Annotated in this window: 13 protein-coding genes and 1 pseudogene; 7 read left to right on the top strand and 7 right to left on the bottom strand. The window is 58.6% G+C overall.

Annotated elements, in window-relative coordinates:
- Positions 1-66: 66 nt before the first annotated feature.
- Positions 67-2,655: a helicase-related protein gene (locus QWU00_RS06920; RefSeq protein WP_052051393.1), complete on the bottom strand. Its 2,589-nt coding sequence runs from the start codon at positions 2,653-2,655 to the stop codon at positions 67-69.
- A 107-nt stretch (positions 2,656-2,762) separates the two neighbouring features.
- Here QWU00_RS06920 and QWU00_RS06915 point away from each other — a divergent pair, with 107 nt between their 5' ends.
- From QWU00_RS06915 to QWU00_RS06905, 3 genes are all read left to right on the top strand, one after another.
- The gene (locus tag QWU00_RS06915; RefSeq protein WP_035380644.1) at positions 2,763-4,202 is read left to right on the top strand and encodes a leucyl aminopeptidase family protein; all 1,440 of its coding nucleotides are present in this window, start codon (positions 2,763-2,765) and stop codon (positions 4,200-4,202) included.
- 160 nt (positions 4,203-4,362) lie between these two features.
- The gene (locus QWU00_RS06910; RefSeq protein WP_035380718.1) at positions 4,363-4,782 is read left to right on the top strand and encodes a MarR family transcriptional regulator; all 420 of its coding nucleotides are present in this window, start codon (positions 4,363-4,365) and stop codon (positions 4,780-4,782) included.
- A 166-nt stretch (positions 4,783-4,948) separates the two neighbouring features.
- A complete protein-coding gene (locus QWU00_RS06905) occupies positions 4,949-5,395 on the top strand; it encodes a hypothetical protein (protein ID WP_035380642.1) in 447 nt (148 codons plus the stop codon).
- 35 nt (positions 5,396-5,430) lie between these two features.
- Here QWU00_RS06905 and QWU00_RS06900 read toward each other — a convergent pair whose 3' ends face one another.
- Positions 5,431-6,465: an MraY family glycosyltransferase gene (locus QWU00_RS06900; protein WP_222941905.1), complete on the bottom strand. Its 1,035-nt coding sequence runs from the start codon at positions 6,463-6,465 to the stop codon at positions 5,431-5,433.
- Positions 6,466-6,521: 56 nt separating this feature from the next.
- Here QWU00_RS06900 and QWU00_RS06895 point away from each other — a divergent pair, with 56 nt between their 5' ends.
- From QWU00_RS06895 to QWU00_RS06880, 4 genes and pseudogenes are all read left to right on the top strand, one after another.
- Positions 6,522-8,531, top strand: a complete 2,010-nt coding sequence (locus QWU00_RS06895) for a polysaccharide biosynthesis protein (RefSeq protein WP_035380640.1) — start codon at positions 6,522-6,524, stop codon at positions 8,529-8,531.
- A complete protein-coding gene (locus QWU00_RS06890) occupies positions 8,531-9,667 on the top strand; it encodes a DegT/DnrJ/EryC1/StrS family aminotransferase (RefSeq protein ID WP_035380716.1) in 1,137 nt (378 codons plus the stop codon). Before QWU00_RS06895 ends, QWU00_RS06890 begins: the two co-directional genes overlap by 1 nt.
- A 13-nt stretch (positions 9,668-9,680) precedes the next feature.
- On the top strand, positions 9,681-10,145 hold the full coding sequence (locus tag QWU00_RS06885) for a hypothetical protein (RefSeq protein ID WP_035380638.1): 465 nt from the start codon (positions 9,681-9,683) through the stop codon (positions 10,143-10,145).
- A 199-nt stretch (positions 10,146-10,344) separates the two neighbouring features.
- Positions 10,345-10,667: pseudogene (locus tag QWU00_RS06880) on the top strand (TonB-dependent siderophore receptor); the annotation flags it as partial.
- Between the two features lie 220 nt (positions 10,668-10,887).
- Here QWU00_RS06880 and QWU00_RS06875 read toward each other — a convergent pair.
- From QWU00_RS06875 to QWU00_RS06855, 5 genes are all read right to left on the bottom strand, one after another.
- Positions 10,888-12,042, bottom strand: coding sequence for an alpha-hydroxy acid oxidase (locus tag QWU00_RS06875; protein ID WP_035380634.1), 1,155 nt, complete (start codon positions 12,040-12,042; stop codon positions 10,888-10,890).
- A 401-nt stretch (positions 12,043-12,443) separates the two neighbouring features.
- On the bottom strand, positions 12,444-13,808 hold the full coding sequence (locus QWU00_RS06870; RefSeq protein WP_231551723.1) for an Hsp70 family protein: 1,365 nt from the start codon (positions 13,806-13,808) through the stop codon (positions 12,444-12,446).
- 20 nt (positions 13,809-13,828) lie between these two features.
- On the bottom strand, positions 13,829-15,205 hold the full coding sequence (locus QWU00_RS06865) for a dihydroorotase (protein WP_052051388.1): 1,377 nt from the start codon (positions 15,203-15,205) through the stop codon (positions 13,829-13,831).
- A gap of 165 nt (positions 15,206-15,370) precedes the next feature.
- On the bottom strand, positions 15,371-16,768 hold the full coding sequence (gene gorA, locus QWU00_RS06860) for a glutathione-disulfide reductase (protein ID WP_006557400.1): 1,398 nt from the start codon (positions 16,766-16,768) through the stop codon (positions 15,371-15,373).
- A gap of 50 nt (positions 16,769-16,818) precedes the next feature.
- Positions 16,819-17,676 (bottom strand): ferredoxin--NADP reductase, encoded by an 858-nt coding sequence (locus tag QWU00_RS06855; protein WP_373317145.1) that lies wholly within the window; start codon positions 17,674-17,676, stop codon positions 16,819-16,821.
- Between the last annotated feature and the right edge of the window lie 419 nt (positions 17,677-18,095).

Raw genomic sequence — 18,095 nt, 5'->3', positions numbered from 1 at the left:
GGCTTTTTCCCCTATGGCAACCCGCTTGCGTGCGGTATCGCCATTTCCACCAAAGCGGGACTGAGTTTAACGACGTTTTTGCAACACTGCCAGTACTGCAAAGGGACCAGACGGGGGCGGGGTGGTGATGGCGCGCTTCTTTTTCTGGCGCGCACTCCTGGGGTTGGACAGTACAGCCCGAACGGGCTGAAGCATGACTGGCACCGGAGGACCAAACTGCTGTTTTTCCAAGGGCATGGCGGGTTTGAGGCGAATGCCGAGCCCTTTCAGAACAGCGGGCAGATCAGCGGTGGATGCCCCAAGGCGTGAGGCCATGCCTGCTGGTAGAGGATAAGCTGTTCCTCTGGCCAGCAGTCCCAGATTTGTCCTGACATCTTCGGCAATATCGAGTCGGACCCAGAGCGGGCCTGCTTCAACCCAGCCCAGACGGGATAAAAAGAGCCTATCCTGCGCCGCAAATGTTGGTAGATGGTCGGTCTTGAAAGAAACGGCGCCTGCCCGAGGGAGAAGAAGCGGGGGGCGACCTTCTCGCACCGCTAGCAGTAGATTGCGCAGGCGCATGGGGGCGGGGCGCAACAGTGCGGGGCAGAAAAGAGCGGTCGGCCCGGTTGTTATGCCCGCTTTGCGAAGAGACGCTACATTCTGAGGGGAGAGGTATTCGCGTGCCGGAGCAGGCATCACGCCTCCCTGTTCCAGTAGGCCGTGTAAGACGCCGCGTAGCACGGGCTTGGTGGCCACGGCTTCCGCTGCACGGAAAAGCGGGGCGAGGGTCTGCTGAATGGTGTGGGTGATAAATGTGGTCAGCCGCAGGCGGATACGCTCTCTATGGGTGGCGTCCAGAAATTCAGCGTCCGTCACATGCACGGCGGGACGCAGAAGATCATCGCTTTTGATGAGCCGACCAATCGGATCTTCCTGCCAGAATATTGTGCCGGTTTCCCAATCCAGCCTCAGGTCGCTGTCTGAAGCTTGCAGAAAGTGGGTGACCCGGCGCGGGATTTCGCTGCGGGCGGCCCGACGGGCGGCGCGCAGGAGCAAGGGTTGGTCAGAGCGTGCTGCTTCCGGGTCAGGAATAAAGGCAAAGCCCCGCATATGGCCGACTGCGTGCCCTTCCACACTGACCTCGCCAGTGCGCGTAATGGCGGAAAGCAGGGGTTTGCTGTCTGCTTCTTCCAGCCTGCGGGCCAGGCTGGTGGCGCGTTTATCCACAAAGCGGGCAGCCAGTCTTTCATGCAGAATGTCGGAAAGCGTGTCTTCTATGGTCCGGGTCCGTACACGCCATAGGTCCGGGTCTTCCACCCAATCTGCCCGGTTGGCCACGTAGGCCCAGATCCGAATCCCCATAAGCCGGTGCATCAGGGACTCGATATCCCCTTCCGTGCGCTCAAGGTTCAGCAGTCGTGGCTCCAGCCAGGAGGAAGGCAATCTGCCTTGCTGCGCCAGTATGACAAAAATCTGGGCGCATTGGCGGATATGGCTGTCTTCTCCCAGTTTGCGGAAATCTGGAATCTGGCACACTTCCCATAACAGCCGGGTGCGGTCCGCCCCTTTGCTCAGGCTCTGAATGGTTGGGTCACGCATCAGCGCGTTCAGCACCAGAAGGTCAGAGGCTGGTTCGGCTCCCCACAGGCCGGGGGCGGGAACCCGTTGGCACAGGCTGGCATGCAGCGCGGTGGGGGAGGTGTAGTCCAGCGCGCTGTTACGCCAGTATAAATGGTGCAGGGGTTCAAACTGGTGAGTTTCTACCGCTTCCACCACATTTTCTGGCAATGGCGGGCAATCGCCAGTGGTGCCAAAGGTTCCATCCTGGGTGCCACGTCCGGCGCGGCCTGCAATCTGCGCAATTTCTGCTGCGGCCAGCATGCGTCTGCGGGAGCCATCAAACTTTGAAAGCCCCGCAAAGGCTACATGATGGATATCCATGTTCAGGCCCATGCCTATGGCATCGGTCGCGACCAGATAATCTACTTCCCGGTTCTGATAGAGCGCCACTTGCGCGTTGCGGGTGCGGGGGGAAAGCTGGCCCATCACCACCGCGCATCCGCCCCGGCGGCGGCGAATCAGTTCGGCAATGGCGTAAACATCCCCGGCGGAAAACGCCACAATGGCGGTGCGGGGCGGCAGACGGCTGAGCCGCGTGAAGCCGGTATGCACCAGGTTGGACAAACGGGGGCGTGTTTCAATCTCTATGCCGCGAATAAGGGTGCGCAGCACAGGGGCTATGGTTTCTGCGCCCAAAAACAGTGTTTCCGCTTCTCCTCGGGCGTTCAGCAGACGATCAGTGAAAACATGGCCACGTTCTGGATCAGCACAGAGCTGGATTTCATCAACCGCCACAAAATCCACACGCCGGTCCATGGGCATGGCTTCAACCGTGCAGGAGAACCAGCGTGCTCCCGGTGGAATAATTTTTTCTTCCCCGGTGATGAGCGCCACGGAGCGCACGCCTTTCAGCTTGACCATGCGCTCGTAATTTTCTCGCGCCAGAAGGCGGAGCGGAAACCCCATAACGCCAGAGGTGTGCGCCAGCATGCGTTCCAGCGCCAGATGGGTTTTGCCGGTATTGGTCGGCCCCAGTATGGCCCGCACGGGGGCATCCTCGGTAGTGGCGGATAAGTGCGCACGGGCAGCCGGACGGCGGCGGGGGATATCCATCATGCCGCCATGGTCCGTCGGTATGCACGGAAAAGCAACCCGTTCGTGTGTGGGAGCCATTGCATCGGGCCAATGGCAGGCGCAGTTTTGAAACAGGAGGAATGCCCATGTCTGTTCGAGAAGCTGATTGTCTCACTGTTTTGCGGCGTCGCCAGAAGGATGGGCCCACGGTGCACGGTGTGCGCGCCGCGGATGATGCGACGCTGGAAAGCACGCTGAAAACCCTGCTGGGGGCAGAAGCTGCTACCTTTGCGTTGGCCTGCGGTTTTACCGCCCGGCCCGGCCAGTTGGTATTGGTGCCCGATAGCCAGGGTCACCCCGTGGGGCTGTTTGGTGTGCCTGAAAAAGGCCGTAGGGACCCGTATGTGTTTGGTGCGCTGGCGCGAAACCTGCCGGAAGGAGACTGGCAGGTACGAGTGCCAGACGGAGTTTTGCGCGCGGATGTGCTGCTGGGGTTCTGCCTTGGGGCATATCAGTTTTCTCTCAAGGGAGAGGTTCCATCCGGCAAGAGTGTTCGGCTGGTTGTGACAGAGGCTGAGCGGAAAGGGCTGGCGGTTGAGATGGCGCGGTCCATCTGGCTTGCGCGTGATCTGATCAATACCCCCGCCAATCTGCTGGGGCCGTCTGATCTGGCACATGCGGCGCGTGAGGCCCTGAGCCCGTTTGGCGCAGATGTGGAGATCATCAAGGGCAAGACGCTGGACAAAGCCTATCCCCTGCTGGCGCATGTGGGCAATGGCTCGGAACGCGGCCCGCGCGTGGCGGTGGCACGCTGGCGCGGCAGCAAGGCAGGCAAGAACGCGCCGCTTCTGTCTCTGGTTGGGAAGGGCGTGTGTTTTGATTCCGGTGGCTACGATATCAAACCGTCCTCCGGCATGTTGCGCATGAAAAAGGATATGGGGGGCGCGGCATCCGTTCTGGCGCTGGCCCGCCTGATCATGACGCAGGATTTGCCCGTCCGTTTGGAAGTGCGGCTGGGATGTGTGGAAAACAGTGTTTCCGGCCATGCCATGCGTCCTCTGGATGTGGTGAAAAGCCGGGCTGGCCTGACAGTCGAAATTGGCAACACCGATGCTGAAGGACGGCTGGTGCTGTGTGATCTGCTGACCGAAGCCGGAGAGGCCAGCCCGGATCTGCTGCTGGACATGGCCACCCTGACCGGCGCGGCCCGTGTGGCGCTGGGGCCGGATCTGCCCGCGCTGTTCTGTAATGATGACAGCCTGGCAGAGATGCTTCTTGAAGTAAGTGAGCGTGAAGCAGACCCGCTATGGCGGTTACCACTATGGCAGGGCTATGCCGGATGGTTGCGGAGTCCTGTTGCGGACCTCAACAATATTTCCTCTAAACCTATGGCGGGCTCAATAACGGCCGGACTGTTTCTTGAACGTTTTGTAAAAGCAGGCCAGCGGTGGGCGCATATCGACACCTATGCCTGGAATGACAGCAGCCGTGCCGGACGGCCTGAAGGCGGGGATTCTCCTGGGGTTCGGGCTCTTTTTGCCGCTATCAGACTTGTTTTTGATGCGCCGGACGGAGCGGGAGCGTAAAGAAATAAAATCGTAATGGAACTATTTTGTCATTACATGATTTAAATATCTGTAGCGGTCCCTATATAAGGCCCCACGAGAAGACGACGGGTAACAAACGTTGAGTCCGATGCCGCGCCGAGAGGCTGACCATCGGCGTGATAAAAAGGATAAGAGTCTGATGGCACAGAATGCCGCCAAAGCAGAAGAACTGGTCAAAACCCTTCGGGACACCATTGTCTCGCTGGTGCGGAGCGACGGGCCAGACCTGTCTGCACGTCAGCTTGCTGTTTTCCTGACCTGCTATCTGGATGAAAGTGGCCACACCGTGCGCGGTCTGGCTTCCAGCCTGAATGTGTCCAAACCCGCCATTACGCGTGCGCTGGACCGTCTGGGTGAGCTGGATCTGGCACGCCGTAAGGTGGACCCGCTGGACCGTCGTTCCGTGCTGGTGCAGCGTACGCCCAAAGGCGCGGCCTACCTGAAGGAGATTCGCTCCATTATGGGTGAAGCCGCTACGGAAGAAGCCCGTAAGGGCCGGAGTGAAGAAAAAAAGGAACAGCCGGTACGTCGCACCCTGCGCCGTGTTGCTGCAGCCTGAGTGAGATAACCTCTCTTTCCGCCATACCAGTCGTGAACGGCTTGATGGCGGAAAGAGAAACTTTTTCCCGCATAGAACGTTCTTCTTAAAGACTTTCGAGAGCAGGGCTGACCCGGTGAGGCAGTTCTTTGCTCCCGCAAAGATTTAAGAAAAAAGGAATGTTTCCATGCGGTTTGCTTCTGTTGCCGCGGCAGCGGCACTGACTTTTGCGACAGCCTCTTTTGCTCCCACCGCGCATGCGGCTGATGCTCTGGGCACTCCCACAGGTAAAATCACGCTCTCTGCCAAATCGGCCGATGTGGGCGTAGGCTATACGTGGGGTGATGGCACCCTGACGGTTGGCGGGAAATCCTACAAATTCTCTGTAACTGGCGGCACGATCGCGGCCGTTGGCTACTCACAGATTGAGGGCACGGGGACGGTTTATAACCTGCACCGTGTTCAGGACTTTGCTGGAACCTACGGCGCTGCGCATGGTGAAGCCACCCTTGGCAGCGGTCTGGGTGGGGCCGTGCTTGAGAACAAGAACGGCGTGCGGATCAAGATTGAAACCATCTCCAAAGGTGCCCGTCTTGCCGGTTCGGCACAGGGTCTTACCTTTGTGCTGAAATAAACTCTACGGCGTTGAGCTGTTCAGAACGCGCAGCCTTACCATGGCCCTACGGGGTGGCTGCGCGTTCTGATAACAGCCAGAGCCACCCAGCCAAGCTGAGGCGCTACCAGGAGAGGAAGGGCCACGCAGGCTCCTTTCAGAGGGGGGAATGAGGCAACCAGTAACGCCACAATGCCTCCCCAACACACAAACCCCCATTCACATACCGCAATCAGCACGGCGCTCATGCCTGTGCGGTGCAACACCTGATAAATGTGGCCCCTGTGTGCTTGTACCAGAGAGTGTCCGGCCAGTTTGCGGCGCACCAGCGTAAACAGCACATCAAAAATCAGGGGGAACAGCAGCGCGGGGCCTAATAGCCAGCCAGATGGCTTGATGGAATGCTGGGTCATGTAGAGTGCTGCTGTTCCCGCTAGAAGCCCACAGCCCTGGCTCCCGACATCTCCCAGAAAAATACGCGCTTTGGGAAAGTTGAAGGGTAGAAAGCCACACAGACACCCTGCCAGCAGCAACGCAGGCCAGATCAGGTCTGGCACCCCAAAAAAGACACCCGTGGCCGCTACAATCAGATTGCCGACAATCAGACAGCCGGAAATCAGACCGTTGAGTCCGTCCATGAAGTTGATGGCGTTGGTGATAAAGATCAGCCACAGCACGGCCAGAAAGGCGCCGGGCAGTGGGGTGGGCCACCCCAGAATGGTACCTCCTGCCACCACCATGATGGCTGCGGCGCTCTGGGCACAGAATTTGATGGAGGGCCGCCACTGATACATGTCATCCAGCCAGGAGATAGTGGCCAGCAGAAGGGTGGCTAGCGCTGTGAGGATGACATCAGCCCGCAACACGCTGCGGCCAGTTATGTCCTGAACGAGTGGAAAAAAAAGAAAAAAAGAAGCCATAACCCCCACGCCGCCCCCTTTAGGGATAGGTCGCTGGTGGGCGCTCCGGTGACCGGGATGGTCTAAAATGGCCAGATTGATCATGACCCGCACAAGCCCGGCTGCAAAAAAAGCCGCGCAAAGCAGGCAGAAAACCGCCAGAACAGGGTCAGAAAGAAACATGGGCATCATATCGTGGGGTTGTGCTGCTTCTAGGATGGCAGGTGCTACGCTATAGGTGCAAGGTGATGGCACCGCAACGCTCTGAGTCTCTTCATCGCAGCCCCAGGCTGCGTCCGCTCAATAGAATTCTCGTCAATATCCTGTTGGACGGGATACTGGCGGCTGTTGCCGCGCCTATTGCCCGGTGGCTTGCCGCCCCGCAGGATGGCCTTCTGCACCCGCTATGGTTTCTGGCCGGGGGCGCCATTACGCTGGTTGTCAGTGGGTTGCCCTTCCGTATGCCCCAGCAATACTGGCGGTTTTCCGGCGTTTCAGATCTTCTGGGTATTGCCGGGGCTTCCGTTGCCAGTGCGCTGCTGTTTTCGGCTGGTCTGGTGCTTATGGGGTACCACCTGCCCAGTATCACGTTTCCCATCATTTATGCGCTTGTTCTGCTGATCATGCTGGGCGGGCTGCGGATTGGTTATCGGCTGGCGCATCGCATGGCCGTACGCAAGGCAGACCAGCGCCGGGTGGTTCTGGTGGGGGTGGATACGGTAGCAGACCTCTACCTACGCGCTATTGAACGTAACCCTCAGGCCGGTATCCGGGTGGTGGGGTTGGTGGCCCTGGGTACCCATCAGGCAGGACGCCGCATGCATAACGTGCCCATACTGGGGCATGTGGACCATATTGGCACCATTCTGGACAGACTGGCCCGCACCCAGACCCTTCCGGAGTCTCTGGTGGTGACGGAGCCGTCTTTTCGGGGCAAGGGCCTGACACAGGTGCTGGATGCCGCCGCCGCGCATGGCATTGCCGTGCTCCGCACCCCGGCTCTCACTGCGTTGACGCCGGCAGATCGGGTGGAACTGCGCCCTGTGCCGTTGGAAGATCTGCTTAATCGCCCCCAGGTGCCGCTGGATCGTGCCGGAATGGAGCGACTGATCGGGCAGCGCACCGTGCTTGTTACTGGCGCTGGGGGCAGCATCGGTTCAGAACTGGTGCGTCAGATTGCCATGCTGAAGCCGGACAAGCTGATTTTGCTGGATCACGGTGAATTTGAGCTGTGGCAGATTGATATGGAACTGGCGGACAGCGCGCCAAATGTTTCACGTGAAGCGATCGTTGCCGATGTGCGCGATGAAGCGCGGATAGAAGAGGTCATGGGTCGCTTCCGGCCTGATCTGGTGTTTCATGCCGCCGCCCTGAAGCATGTACCGATTGTGGAAGCCAACCCGGCCGAGGGGCTGCTGACCAATGTGCACGGCACCCGCGTTGTGGCAGATGCCGCGGCCCGGCACGGTGCGCGCGCCATGATTGTGATTTCAACCGACAAGGCGGTTAACCCTTCCAGCCTGATGGGGGCCGCCAAACGGGCGGCGGAAATGTATTGTCAGGCGCTGGATATCAGGGCGCGGACATCCGGCAACCCGGAGGCTATGCGGTGCATCACCGTGCGGTTTGGCAATGTTCTGGGCTCAACTGGGTCCGTGGTGCCTCTGTTCCGGCGGCAGCTTGAACGCGGAGGGCCGCTGACAGTTACGCACCCCGAAATGCGCCGCTATTTCATGACTGTCTCGGAAGCCGTGGGGTTGGTGTTGCAGGCCAGTGTGCGTGGCACCTGTGGGGGCGAAGGGTCCGGCACGGATGCGCTGCTGCGGGATGGCGGCATTTTTGTGCTGGATATGGGCGAACCCGTGAAAATTGTAGACCTCGCCAGGCAGATGATCCGCCTTGCGGGACTACGGCCTGATGAGGATGTCAGCATTCGCTTTACCGGCCTGCGGCCGGGGGAGAAGCTGTATGAAGAACTCTTCCACGGGCGCGAAGCCCCGGTGCCGACAGACAATCCCGGCCTGCTGATGGCCACCCCGCGAGTGGTGGATATGGCTGACGTAACGGAAGCTGTGGACCAGATTACCCGCTATGCCCGTGCCGCAGATGTGAAGGCTGCCCTGCGTATTCTGGCGTTGCTGGTGCCGGAATTCAATCATAACCCCAAAGGAGAGGTGCGATCTTCCACGCCAGAAGGTGTGGAGAATGGCGCGCCTTTGCCTTCCCCCCATACGGACGGTACAGAACAGGTGGCATGATGAACGAAAAGACAGAACGCCCGATCGCTTTCCTTGATCTGGCGGCGCAGCAGAAGCGCCTTGGCCCAGCCCTGCGTGAGCGGGTGGATGCCGTGTTTGCCCATTGCCGCTTTGTGATGGGGCCGGAAGTCACGGAGCTTGAGCAGCGCCTGGCTGACTGGTGCGGTGCCAAGGACTGTGTGGGCGTCTCCTCCGGCACGGATGCGTTGCAGATTGTCATGATGGCGGAAAATATCGGCCGGGGTGATGCCGTGTTTCTGCCCGCGTTCACCTATACCGCAACGGCTGAAGTGCCTTTGGTGCTCGGGGCTACGCCGGTTTTTGTGGATGTGGACCCCAACACGTTCCAGATTGACCCCGATCATCTGCGCGCCCGCATCCGCGCGGTGCGGGAAGCCGGAAAGCTGACCCCCCGCGCCATTGTCGGGGTGGATCTGTTCGGTCAGCCTGCGCCGTGGGAGCAACTGCGCCAGATCGCGCAGGAGGAAGACCTGTTTCTGCTGGCCGATTGTGCGCAGGCATTTGGAGCCGATCTGAACGGGAAACCTCTGGGGCGGGAAGCCACAGCGACCACACTCTCTTTTTTCCCGTCCAAACCTCTGGGGGGCTACGGTGATGGCGGGGCCATCCTGACGGATGCCCCGGAACGCGCGGACCTGTACCGTTCCCTGAGGACGCATGGCGAGGGCAAAACCCGTTATGAAGTTCTGCGCACGGGCATGAACGGGCGGCTGGATACCATTCAGGCCGCCGTGCTGTTGGCCAAGCTGGATGGCTTCAAGCAGGAACTGGCCCGTCGGGACGAGATTGCCCGCGCCTATGACACCGGATTGGCAGATGTGGTGCAGGTGCCAGCGCGGGTACCCAACAGCGCGAGCGCCTGGGCCATCTATGCCATTCTGGTCAAAGATCCGGCGGAGCGTGAGCCCCTGCAGGCTCGCTTGAAGGAGCATGGTGTTCCATCCGCCATTTATTATCCGTTGCCGCTGCACAAACAGCCCGCGTATCGGGATCATCATGATGGAAGCAGTCTGCCGGTATCAGAAGATCTGGCCACCCGGATTCTGGCATTGCCCATTCATCCGGAACTGACGGATGAAGAGGTTTCCCGTATTATCGCAGCGGTGCGCGGGTAAGGAGAAGAGGCGAATGAGGAAAGAAACGGCGTTTGTTATCGGGTTTCTGGTGCTGACTATTGGCACGGCGTCGTTGATCTGGATGTTCGCGCTGCCCAATTTCAAGCCGATCGTGATGCCGCAGGTGGCCAGCGGCAATATTGAGGTTGGTCCCATGCGGCACAAGCGAGAGCTATCATCAGAGGAAGCCAAGACCGTCAACGCCTGGTTGCAGGACCATAAAGGCGGGTGGGGGCCTCTCAGCCGCACGCCGCCTTCATCTGGTGATTCCCGTGTGATGCTGAAGGATGAAAACGGCAAGGAAGCGCTGGCCATGACACTCTGGACCGGTATCAGTGCTGCAGACTGGAATGACACCGTGTTTCTTGAAACCCCGGATGGTTCCAAAGTGTATATGGAAACCTTCTCGGACAAGGATTTCGCGCCTTTGCGTGCACTGGTTGACCGGTTCCAGTTCAAACGCTCAGCTTTTCCGTAAAGTGTTGTTTCGGGCGTGATCAAAAAAGGCCATCGGGTTCAACCCTGATGGCCTTTTTAGTGGCATCCTGTTTACGGATTAGGTGTGAAATCAGCCTTCCGTTTGATTTCGGGCTTTCGCCCTATATCAGCTATTCCATATCCTTCCTGCCACAATCAGGACATGTGTCGAGTGATGGGGGAGAACGTTCCGTCAGACTGATCCATCCATGGGAAAACTGTTGATTCAGTCCGGCAAAGACAATGCGTCCCTGTTTGCGTTCTATACGTTGCCTTCTGGCCCCCTCAAGGAATGCGTGTTGGGTGGTGGAATGCGGCATTCTGGAAAAGTCTATGGTGGTGAAGTCAGTTATGGGAGTGTGAACGTGCCACAATGCGCCGTTTTTAATGGCTCTTTGCAGTGTGATCTTTCCAATTTTTTCCCTCATTATGCGGGTGGACAGGCGCGGCCAGTGTGCGCAACCTCTTTAACAAAAATTACATTGGCAATTACCTGAGTTATGCCTTCTATGGTCAGGAATGATGCTACTTGAGGGTACGCCGAAACGCGCAGGGCACTATCGGCTTTATCTGGTAAATTTCGTTCCTGTAGAAAGAATTTTCTCAAAAATATTTTGCAGGTTCTTGCTGTGATTGGGGCTGGAGTGTCTGTTTCCAGCCCAGGTTGCACACCCTATCCCGACTGAAAAAGCGACACGTCCTTTATTGAAGGATGTCTTTACGTCCAAGCAAATAAATCGAGGTTAGCGTTTGTGGCGGAAGCGGACATGTGTATGGTTTATTTCGCCGCATGTTCTGGCACCCAGCATGGCCATATCACGGTCAATTTCCGCCATTAGAAGCCCTATGGCGTGGGTTACACCAACTTCTGCTCCCAGAGCGGCAGCGTAGTTGAACGGCCGACCAACAAACACAAAAGCCGCTCCAAGAGCGAGGGCTTTCAGAATATGGCTTCCACGCCGGAAGCCACTATCTATCATGACCGGCAAGGTTGTGGCGGCAACAATTTCGGGCAGAATACGTAAAGGGGTGATGGCGCCGTCCAACTGGCGGCCACCATGGTTAGAGACGATAATCGCATCCACACCACTTTCTTCTGCTGTGCGGGCATCATCAGGGTGGAGAATACCCTTGATGATCAACGGACCTTTCCAGCGCTGGCGGATATGGCGGATATGCTGCCAGTTGAAATGATCGCGCGCGGTAAAATCACGTAGAACATTTGCCGAAAGAATGGGAGCCCCCCGTTCTGCAAATGAATTTTCAAAATGCGGCATCCCGTGATGCAGGAGGGTGCGGCCAAAAGTGCCGACAAGCCAGCGGGGGTGCGTCAGGCCATCCATTGCCAGTCGGAGTGATGGCCGGAGAGGAGTGGAAAATCCGGTGCGGATGTTATTTTCCCTGTTGGCGCCTACGGGAATATCAACTGTCACAACAAGTTCGTGAAACCCGGCCTTGTGGACGCGGTCAAGTAATGCGTCAATCCGCACGGTCTCTCCCGGAAGGTAGGCCTGAAACCATGTGCCCGGTGCCGCAGCACCTACCTCTTCCATGGGAATGAGGGAGGAGCCACTGAGCACCATCGGAATTCCCGCTTCTTTGGCGGCAACGGCCTGGGCAATGTCTCCACGATAGGCTGAAAGGGCAGAAAGTCCCATGGGGGCAATACCAAAAGGCGCGGTATAAGTGCGGCCCAGAAGTGTGGTCTGTTGGGTTCTGTGTGAAACATCGCGCAGAACCTGCGGGACCAGATCAAGGTCAGAAAACGAGTCCACATTTGCTGTGAGAGAAATATTGTCTTCCGCCGCCCCGGAAACATACCCGAAAACAGGACGAGGGAGTTTTCTGCGTGCCGCCGCCTCAAAATCTTTCAGGGCGAGAAAGGAGGAGAGTTTCATGGAGGGCTTTCTGACATAAGACCTGCGGAAAGCAGGAGCTTATCACTCTTTATTTTCCCATCCATTGACGAGTGTGTGTAAGGGGCTAATCAGCGTCGGACAGATGGACGGTGCGAAGAACCCGTATCCATGCTTTTCTGCCTGTAACAAGATCAAGAGGTTATGATTCTGAGGTAAGCAAGAAGGAGGGTTTTTAGAACCTTCCCTATCTGTGGGGGGCAGCGTGTGTATGATACGGTTCGCTTCTCCTCTCCTCTCCTCTCCTCTCCTCTCCTCTCCTCTCCTCTCCGTGCCACGCCTCAGGTGGGTAACAAAAACTATCTGATAATCTCTGGAACGTGTTTCAGTGTTCACGTCGTGGGGGCCGGATTTTCCGGGATTGCAAAAGCCCCCTGCCGCGGTCAAGCCGCGCAGGCGGCCTTGCCACTCATCAGGGCCAAGCCTTCCGCAACGGAAACAAACTCGCCGCCTGTGTCCACGCGCTCCGTGCCAAAGCGGCGAATGAAGAGGTTCCGCACGGCAGGAACAAAGGATGTGCCTCCCGTTAGAAACACGCGGTCAACATCCGCAGCGGTAAGCCCCGCATGTGTCAAAGCCTGATCGACCGCGCTATCAAACTGGGCGAGGTCGGGCGCAATCCAGCTTTCAAATTCCGCACGGGTGATGGTCTGTTCCACCTTGAAGGAGCGGTGTTGAAACCGCAAGATTGTGCTGTCTGCTGAGGAAAGCGCGTTTTTGGCGGCCCCCACGGCACGGTAGAGAGCCTGCCCCTGCTGGTCCTGCACAAGATCAATCAGGGCCCGCAATTTTTGCGGCTCCGAGACTGTGCGGGCCACGTCTTCCATGGCGCGGAGGGTCTGGGGCGTACGCATCAGCGCCAGACGGTGCCACCGGCCAAGGCTTGCATACCATTCTATAGGAACCGGCAAAGGTTCTCCGCCCATCACACGGTATGTGCAGTCCCGCCCAAGCAGTGGGGCGATAACCGTGTTCAGAATACGGTAGTCAAACTGATCTCCGGCAATACCAACGCCGGAATGGCCCAGAGGCTCGGCATGGCCGGGACGGGCTGGGTCAAAGCTCAGCACCGAGAAGTCACTGGTGCCGCCGCCAAAGTCGCCAACCAGAATGGTGGTCGGGTTCTCCAGCCGTTGGGCAAAACGCCAGCCAGCGGCTTCTGGCTCCCACGCCAGTTCAACCGAGGGGAAGCCGGCTGCAGTAAAACTGTCGCGCAGGCGTTGGGCACCCAGTGCGTCATCCGGAAAATCTCCGGCAAACTCTACGGGGCGGCCCACCGTTACATCCACGCTGGCAGGGTCAATGGTCACGGCCTGCATCAGGTTGGACAGGAAGCGCGCAATCAGCATTTCCAGCGTCAGGCGGCGGCTGAACACCTGCGTTTCCCGGAAGGATTTTTGCGCCAGATAGGACTTCATGGACATGATCATGCGGGATTCCGCCGGATCTTCCAGATAGGCGTCAATCGCCGCCGCCCCTATGGCTTCCTGCTGAATGATGCGGGACCCGACTTCATCCTGCCAGAAACACAGCAGGGTGCGGCAGGTGTCAGATTCTGCATGTTCCGGAAAGCGAAAACGCAGGGTTTCAGTCTTTCCGTCAGGATGTGCCAGCACCACCACGCTGTTGGTGGTGCCAAAATCAATGCCCAGTTTCAGCCTGTTGGTGGCGGCACTGGCAGGGCGGGCATCGTAAGGTGCATCCGGGATCGTGTTGCCCGGATGAGGAGGGGCGGAAGGAGCGGTCATGGTGTGGTGTGCGGCGTGTTTCAGGCTGAGGGGCGGTCGGTCATATCAAATTTCAGGGGAGCACCTATGGCTTTGTCGGCCAGTGTGCCCTCCCACATCACCTGGTTACCCCGAATGATGGTGCCCACGGGGCGGCCCATCAGGGTTTCTCCCGTAAAAGGAGACCAGCCACATTTTGAGGCCAGCCAGCTTTGTTCGATTGTCCAGCGGGCCTTGAGGTCCACAATCGAGAAATCAGCATCATACCCTACGGCAATGCGGCCTTTGCGCACCAGCCCGAACAGCCGCTGCGGCCCGGCAGAGGTAAGGTCCACCAGACGGCGCAGGGTGAGCCGATTGTTGGCCACATGGTTCAGCATCAGCGGCAACAGGGTCTGCACCCCCGGCATGCCGGAGGGAGACGCCGGATAGGGTTTGCCTTTGGCTTCCAGCGAGTGGGGGGCGTGGTCAGAGCCGATCACATCCGGCATCCCTTGGCTCATCCAGTGCCAAAGGCCATCCCGGTGTGCGCCGGAGCGGATGGGCGGGTTCATCTGCGCCAGCGTGCCAAGGCGGGCATAGGCGTCTTCCCCGGCCAGTGTCAGGTGTTGGGGGGTGAGTTCACTGCTGGCAATGTCCCTATGCTGGGAAATTAGCGCCAGTTCCTGCGGTGTTGTAATGTGCAGGATATGCACGCGCCGCCCGGTTTTGCGGGCCAGCCGCAGGGCACGGGTGGTGGCGCGTAAGGCGGTTTCATCATCCCGCCAGACAGGGTGAGAGGAAGGATCTCCTTCCACACGTTCGTCCATGCGTTCTTTCAGGCGGGCTTCATCTTCCGCATGAATGGCAACGCGGCGCAGGCCGGAGCGCAGCACCCGTTCCAGCATATCGTCCTCGGATACCAGCAGATTGCCGGTGGAGGATCCCATGAACACCTTGATCCCTGCCGTGCCGGGCAGTTTTTCAAGTTCTCCGCACTGGTCAGCATTATCGACTGTCGCGCCGACGTAAAAGGCGTGATCACACCACATGCGGTTTCTGGCGCGGGCCAGCTTGTCCGCTACGGCTTCCGGCGTGGAGGTGGTGGGCTTGGTGTTGGGCATTTCAAATACGCCCGTCACACCCCCCAGCACTGCGGCGCGGCTGCCGGATTCCAGATCTTCATTTTCCGTGGCGCCGGGTTCCCGAAAATGCACCTGTGTGTCGATCACGCCCGGCAGAATGGTCAGGCCCGTGCAGTCCAGTTCCCGTGCGGCTTTGCCTTGGCCACCAATGGCGGCAATCAGCCCATCGCGCACATAAACATCTGTCACCACGGTTGCGTCTGGCAGCACAACGGAGCCGCCTTTCAGAACCAGATCAAATGAACCGTGCGCCGTTGCGGCGGCGCTGCCGGGCGTGCTGCTGGAGATGGGCATGAAGCTTTAATCCTGTATGCTGGACCTGAAAAAGCGGGGGAATTCGTCAAACCGGAGGCGTGATGGGCTCCGGGCTTCCGTTTTTTCTGGCGGTCGGAGCCCGGAGCGTCAACGCAAAATACGGCCGATGATGCGTGCTGCCACGAAATGCCGTGCTGGTGGAGATCAGCGGGTAGCTGGGGTTTCTCGCGTGCGGGTGCGCATGGTCACCAGTTCTTCGGCAGAGGTAGGGTGGATGCCAACAGTGCGGTCAAAATCCACCTTCCGCAGTTCGGCGGTCACAGCCACGGCTACGCCCTGCATCATCTCGGCGGCATCATCGCCCAGAATGTGGGCGCCCACCACTTTCTGACTGTCCTGATCCACCACCAGCTTCATGACTGTCTTGCGGTCCTTGCGGCCGCTGAGCGTGTGGCGCATGGGCGTAAAGCGGGTGAAATAGATATCCACAGTGCCATGCTGCGCGGCTTCAGCCTCGCTCAGCCCCACGGATGCCAGCGGTGGCGAAAAGAACACCGCCTTGGGTGTGGTGCGCAAGGACCAGGAACGGGGGCGCTCCTTGCCAAACAGCCGGTCGGCCAGATTGTGGCCTTCCGCAATGGCAACCGGGGTCAGGTTCAGGTGGTCTGTCACATCGCCAATGGCGTAAATGCCGGGCTGACTGGTCTCACGCTTGCTATCGACCTTGATGCGTCCGTTTTCCGCCGTTTTCACGCCCGTTGTTTCCAGCCCCAGCGAATCGATCTTGGGGCGACGGCCGGTGGCAAGAAACACGCAGTCTGTTTCAATGGTGTGGCCGTTATTCAGCGTGACAGTATAGGTGCTGCCATTTTTGCTGATCTGGGTGGGGCTGGCCGGAGCATGCTGGGTGATACCGCGAACATGAATGGCCTCCTTCATGGCGGCGCGCATGTCTTCATCAAAGCCGCGCAGGGGTAGTTCATGGCGGTAAACCAGATCTACCTTTGAGCCCAGCCCTGCAAAAATACCCGCAAATTCGATCCCGATATAGCCGCTACCCACAATCACCACCCGTTCCGGGCGGGCGGGCAGATGGAAGGCTTCATCAGACGTAATGGCGTGTTCGGCCCCCGGAATATCCGGCTTCATGGGCGTGGAGCCCGTGGCGATGACAATGTGTTTGGCTGTAACCGTGCGTGGCGCTTCAGTCGGGGCGAGCGGTGAGGGCTCAATGCGCACGGTATGGGCGTTTTCAAAACGGGCATGGCCAGTCAGCAGCGTGATGCCTGCTTTTTCCAGCATGGACACGTAAATGCCGTTCAGGCGCGTAATTTCCTGATCTTTGGCGGCAATCAGTTTTGCCCAGTCATGCGTTCCGCGGGTGCTGTTCCAGCCAAAGGCATGGCTGTCTTCCACCATGTCCCCATATTCGCTGGCTTGAACCATCAGCTTTTTGGGCACGCAGCCCAGATTGACGCATGTACCGCCCCAGTGGCGGCTTTCCACCACCGCCACACGGGCACCATGCCCAGCCGCGATTCGCGCACAGCGTACGCCGCCGGAGCCTGCGCCTATGACTAGAAGATCAAACTCATGCGTCATTGGCGCAGGCTCCTTGTGCCGGGAATGGAAAACGGGATTGCAGAGACCCCTTAGCGTCCTGCGAAGGCTTTTTCCACCACGTAGGAGCCAGGATTGGACATATTGCCTTCATCAAACCCGCGGGCCTGCAACAGGGCTTCCGTATCTGCCAGCATTTCCGGAGAACCGCAGATCATCACGCGGTCATGCTCGGGGTCCAGTTCTGGAATGTTCAGATCACTGAAGATCTTGCCGGTTTCAATCAGCTTGGTGATGCGGTCGGTCACGGCAAATTCTTCACGCGTCACGGCCGGGTAATACAGCAGCTTGCCAGAGATATCCTCACCCAGGAATTCGTGTTCCGGCAGTTCATGGCGAATGTGGTTGGCATAGGCCAGCTCGCCTGAAATACGCACCGTGTGGCTGAGGATGACGTGATCATAGCGTTCATAGCAGGCCGGATCCTTGATCAGGCTCATGAACGGTGCCAGCCCCGTGCCGGTGGACAGGAAATACAGGTTCCGGCCCGGACGCAGATTATCCAGAATCAGGGTGCCGGTCGGCTTGCGGCCAATCAGAACCGTATCGCCTACCTTCACATGGCGCAGGCGGGAGGTCAGCGGACCATCCGGCACGGCAATGGAGAGGAACTCCAGTTCATCTTCATAGTTAGGAGAAGCCAGGGAATAGGCGCGCAGCAGCGGTTTTTCGTTCAGTTCAATGCCGATCATGGCGAACTGGCCGTTTTCAAACCGCAGGCCGGGGTCACGGGTGGTCGTGAAGCTGAACAGACGGTCTGTCCAGTGATGGACTGTCAGCACCTTGGCGGGATACAGGTGCCCGTATTCCTTGGTGGGCGGCGCAAGATGCCACATACCGTCCTGTCCATCCACGGGCAGAAGGCCGGTGGGCACTTCCGAGGCGGACATTTTGGGCAGGATATCGGAAAAGGTTCCGGTCAGCTTTTCTGGCATGGTTTCAGACATGGGCCGCTTTATACTCCGCTTGCAGCAGATCGAGAGATAATGCCCCCTCATTGGCCCTTGGGTTCTGGTCTCACTCCTGAACGGCACAAAGGCGTATTTTCGGGGCGTGTTTTCTGGTCGTGGCGGCGTTTCTAAGGGCACAGAAGGCCAGATGCCAGCGTAAATTCATTTCCGGTCTTGTGTTGGGGGCATGCTTGTACGATCTATTTTGTTTTGAAACAAAGAGTTAGCATGAAAACAATGCACTCAGACCATACGTGAGATGCCATGGGCGAGACTCCGGGTTTCATCAGCATCATGACAAGGGGTAGCGTGAATCTTTCATTGTGCGCCCAAGCCGTGGTGTTTGTGGAGCCGCGGGA

This window comes from Acetobacter tropicalis (assembly GCF_030644465.1).
Classification (GTDB): domain Bacteria; phylum Pseudomonadota; class Alphaproteobacteria; order Acetobacterales; family Acetobacteraceae; genus Acetobacter; species Acetobacter tropicalis.
The sequence above is the reverse complement of the archived record's forward strand: the minus strand, read 5'-3'. Positions and strand labels throughout refer to the sequence as shown.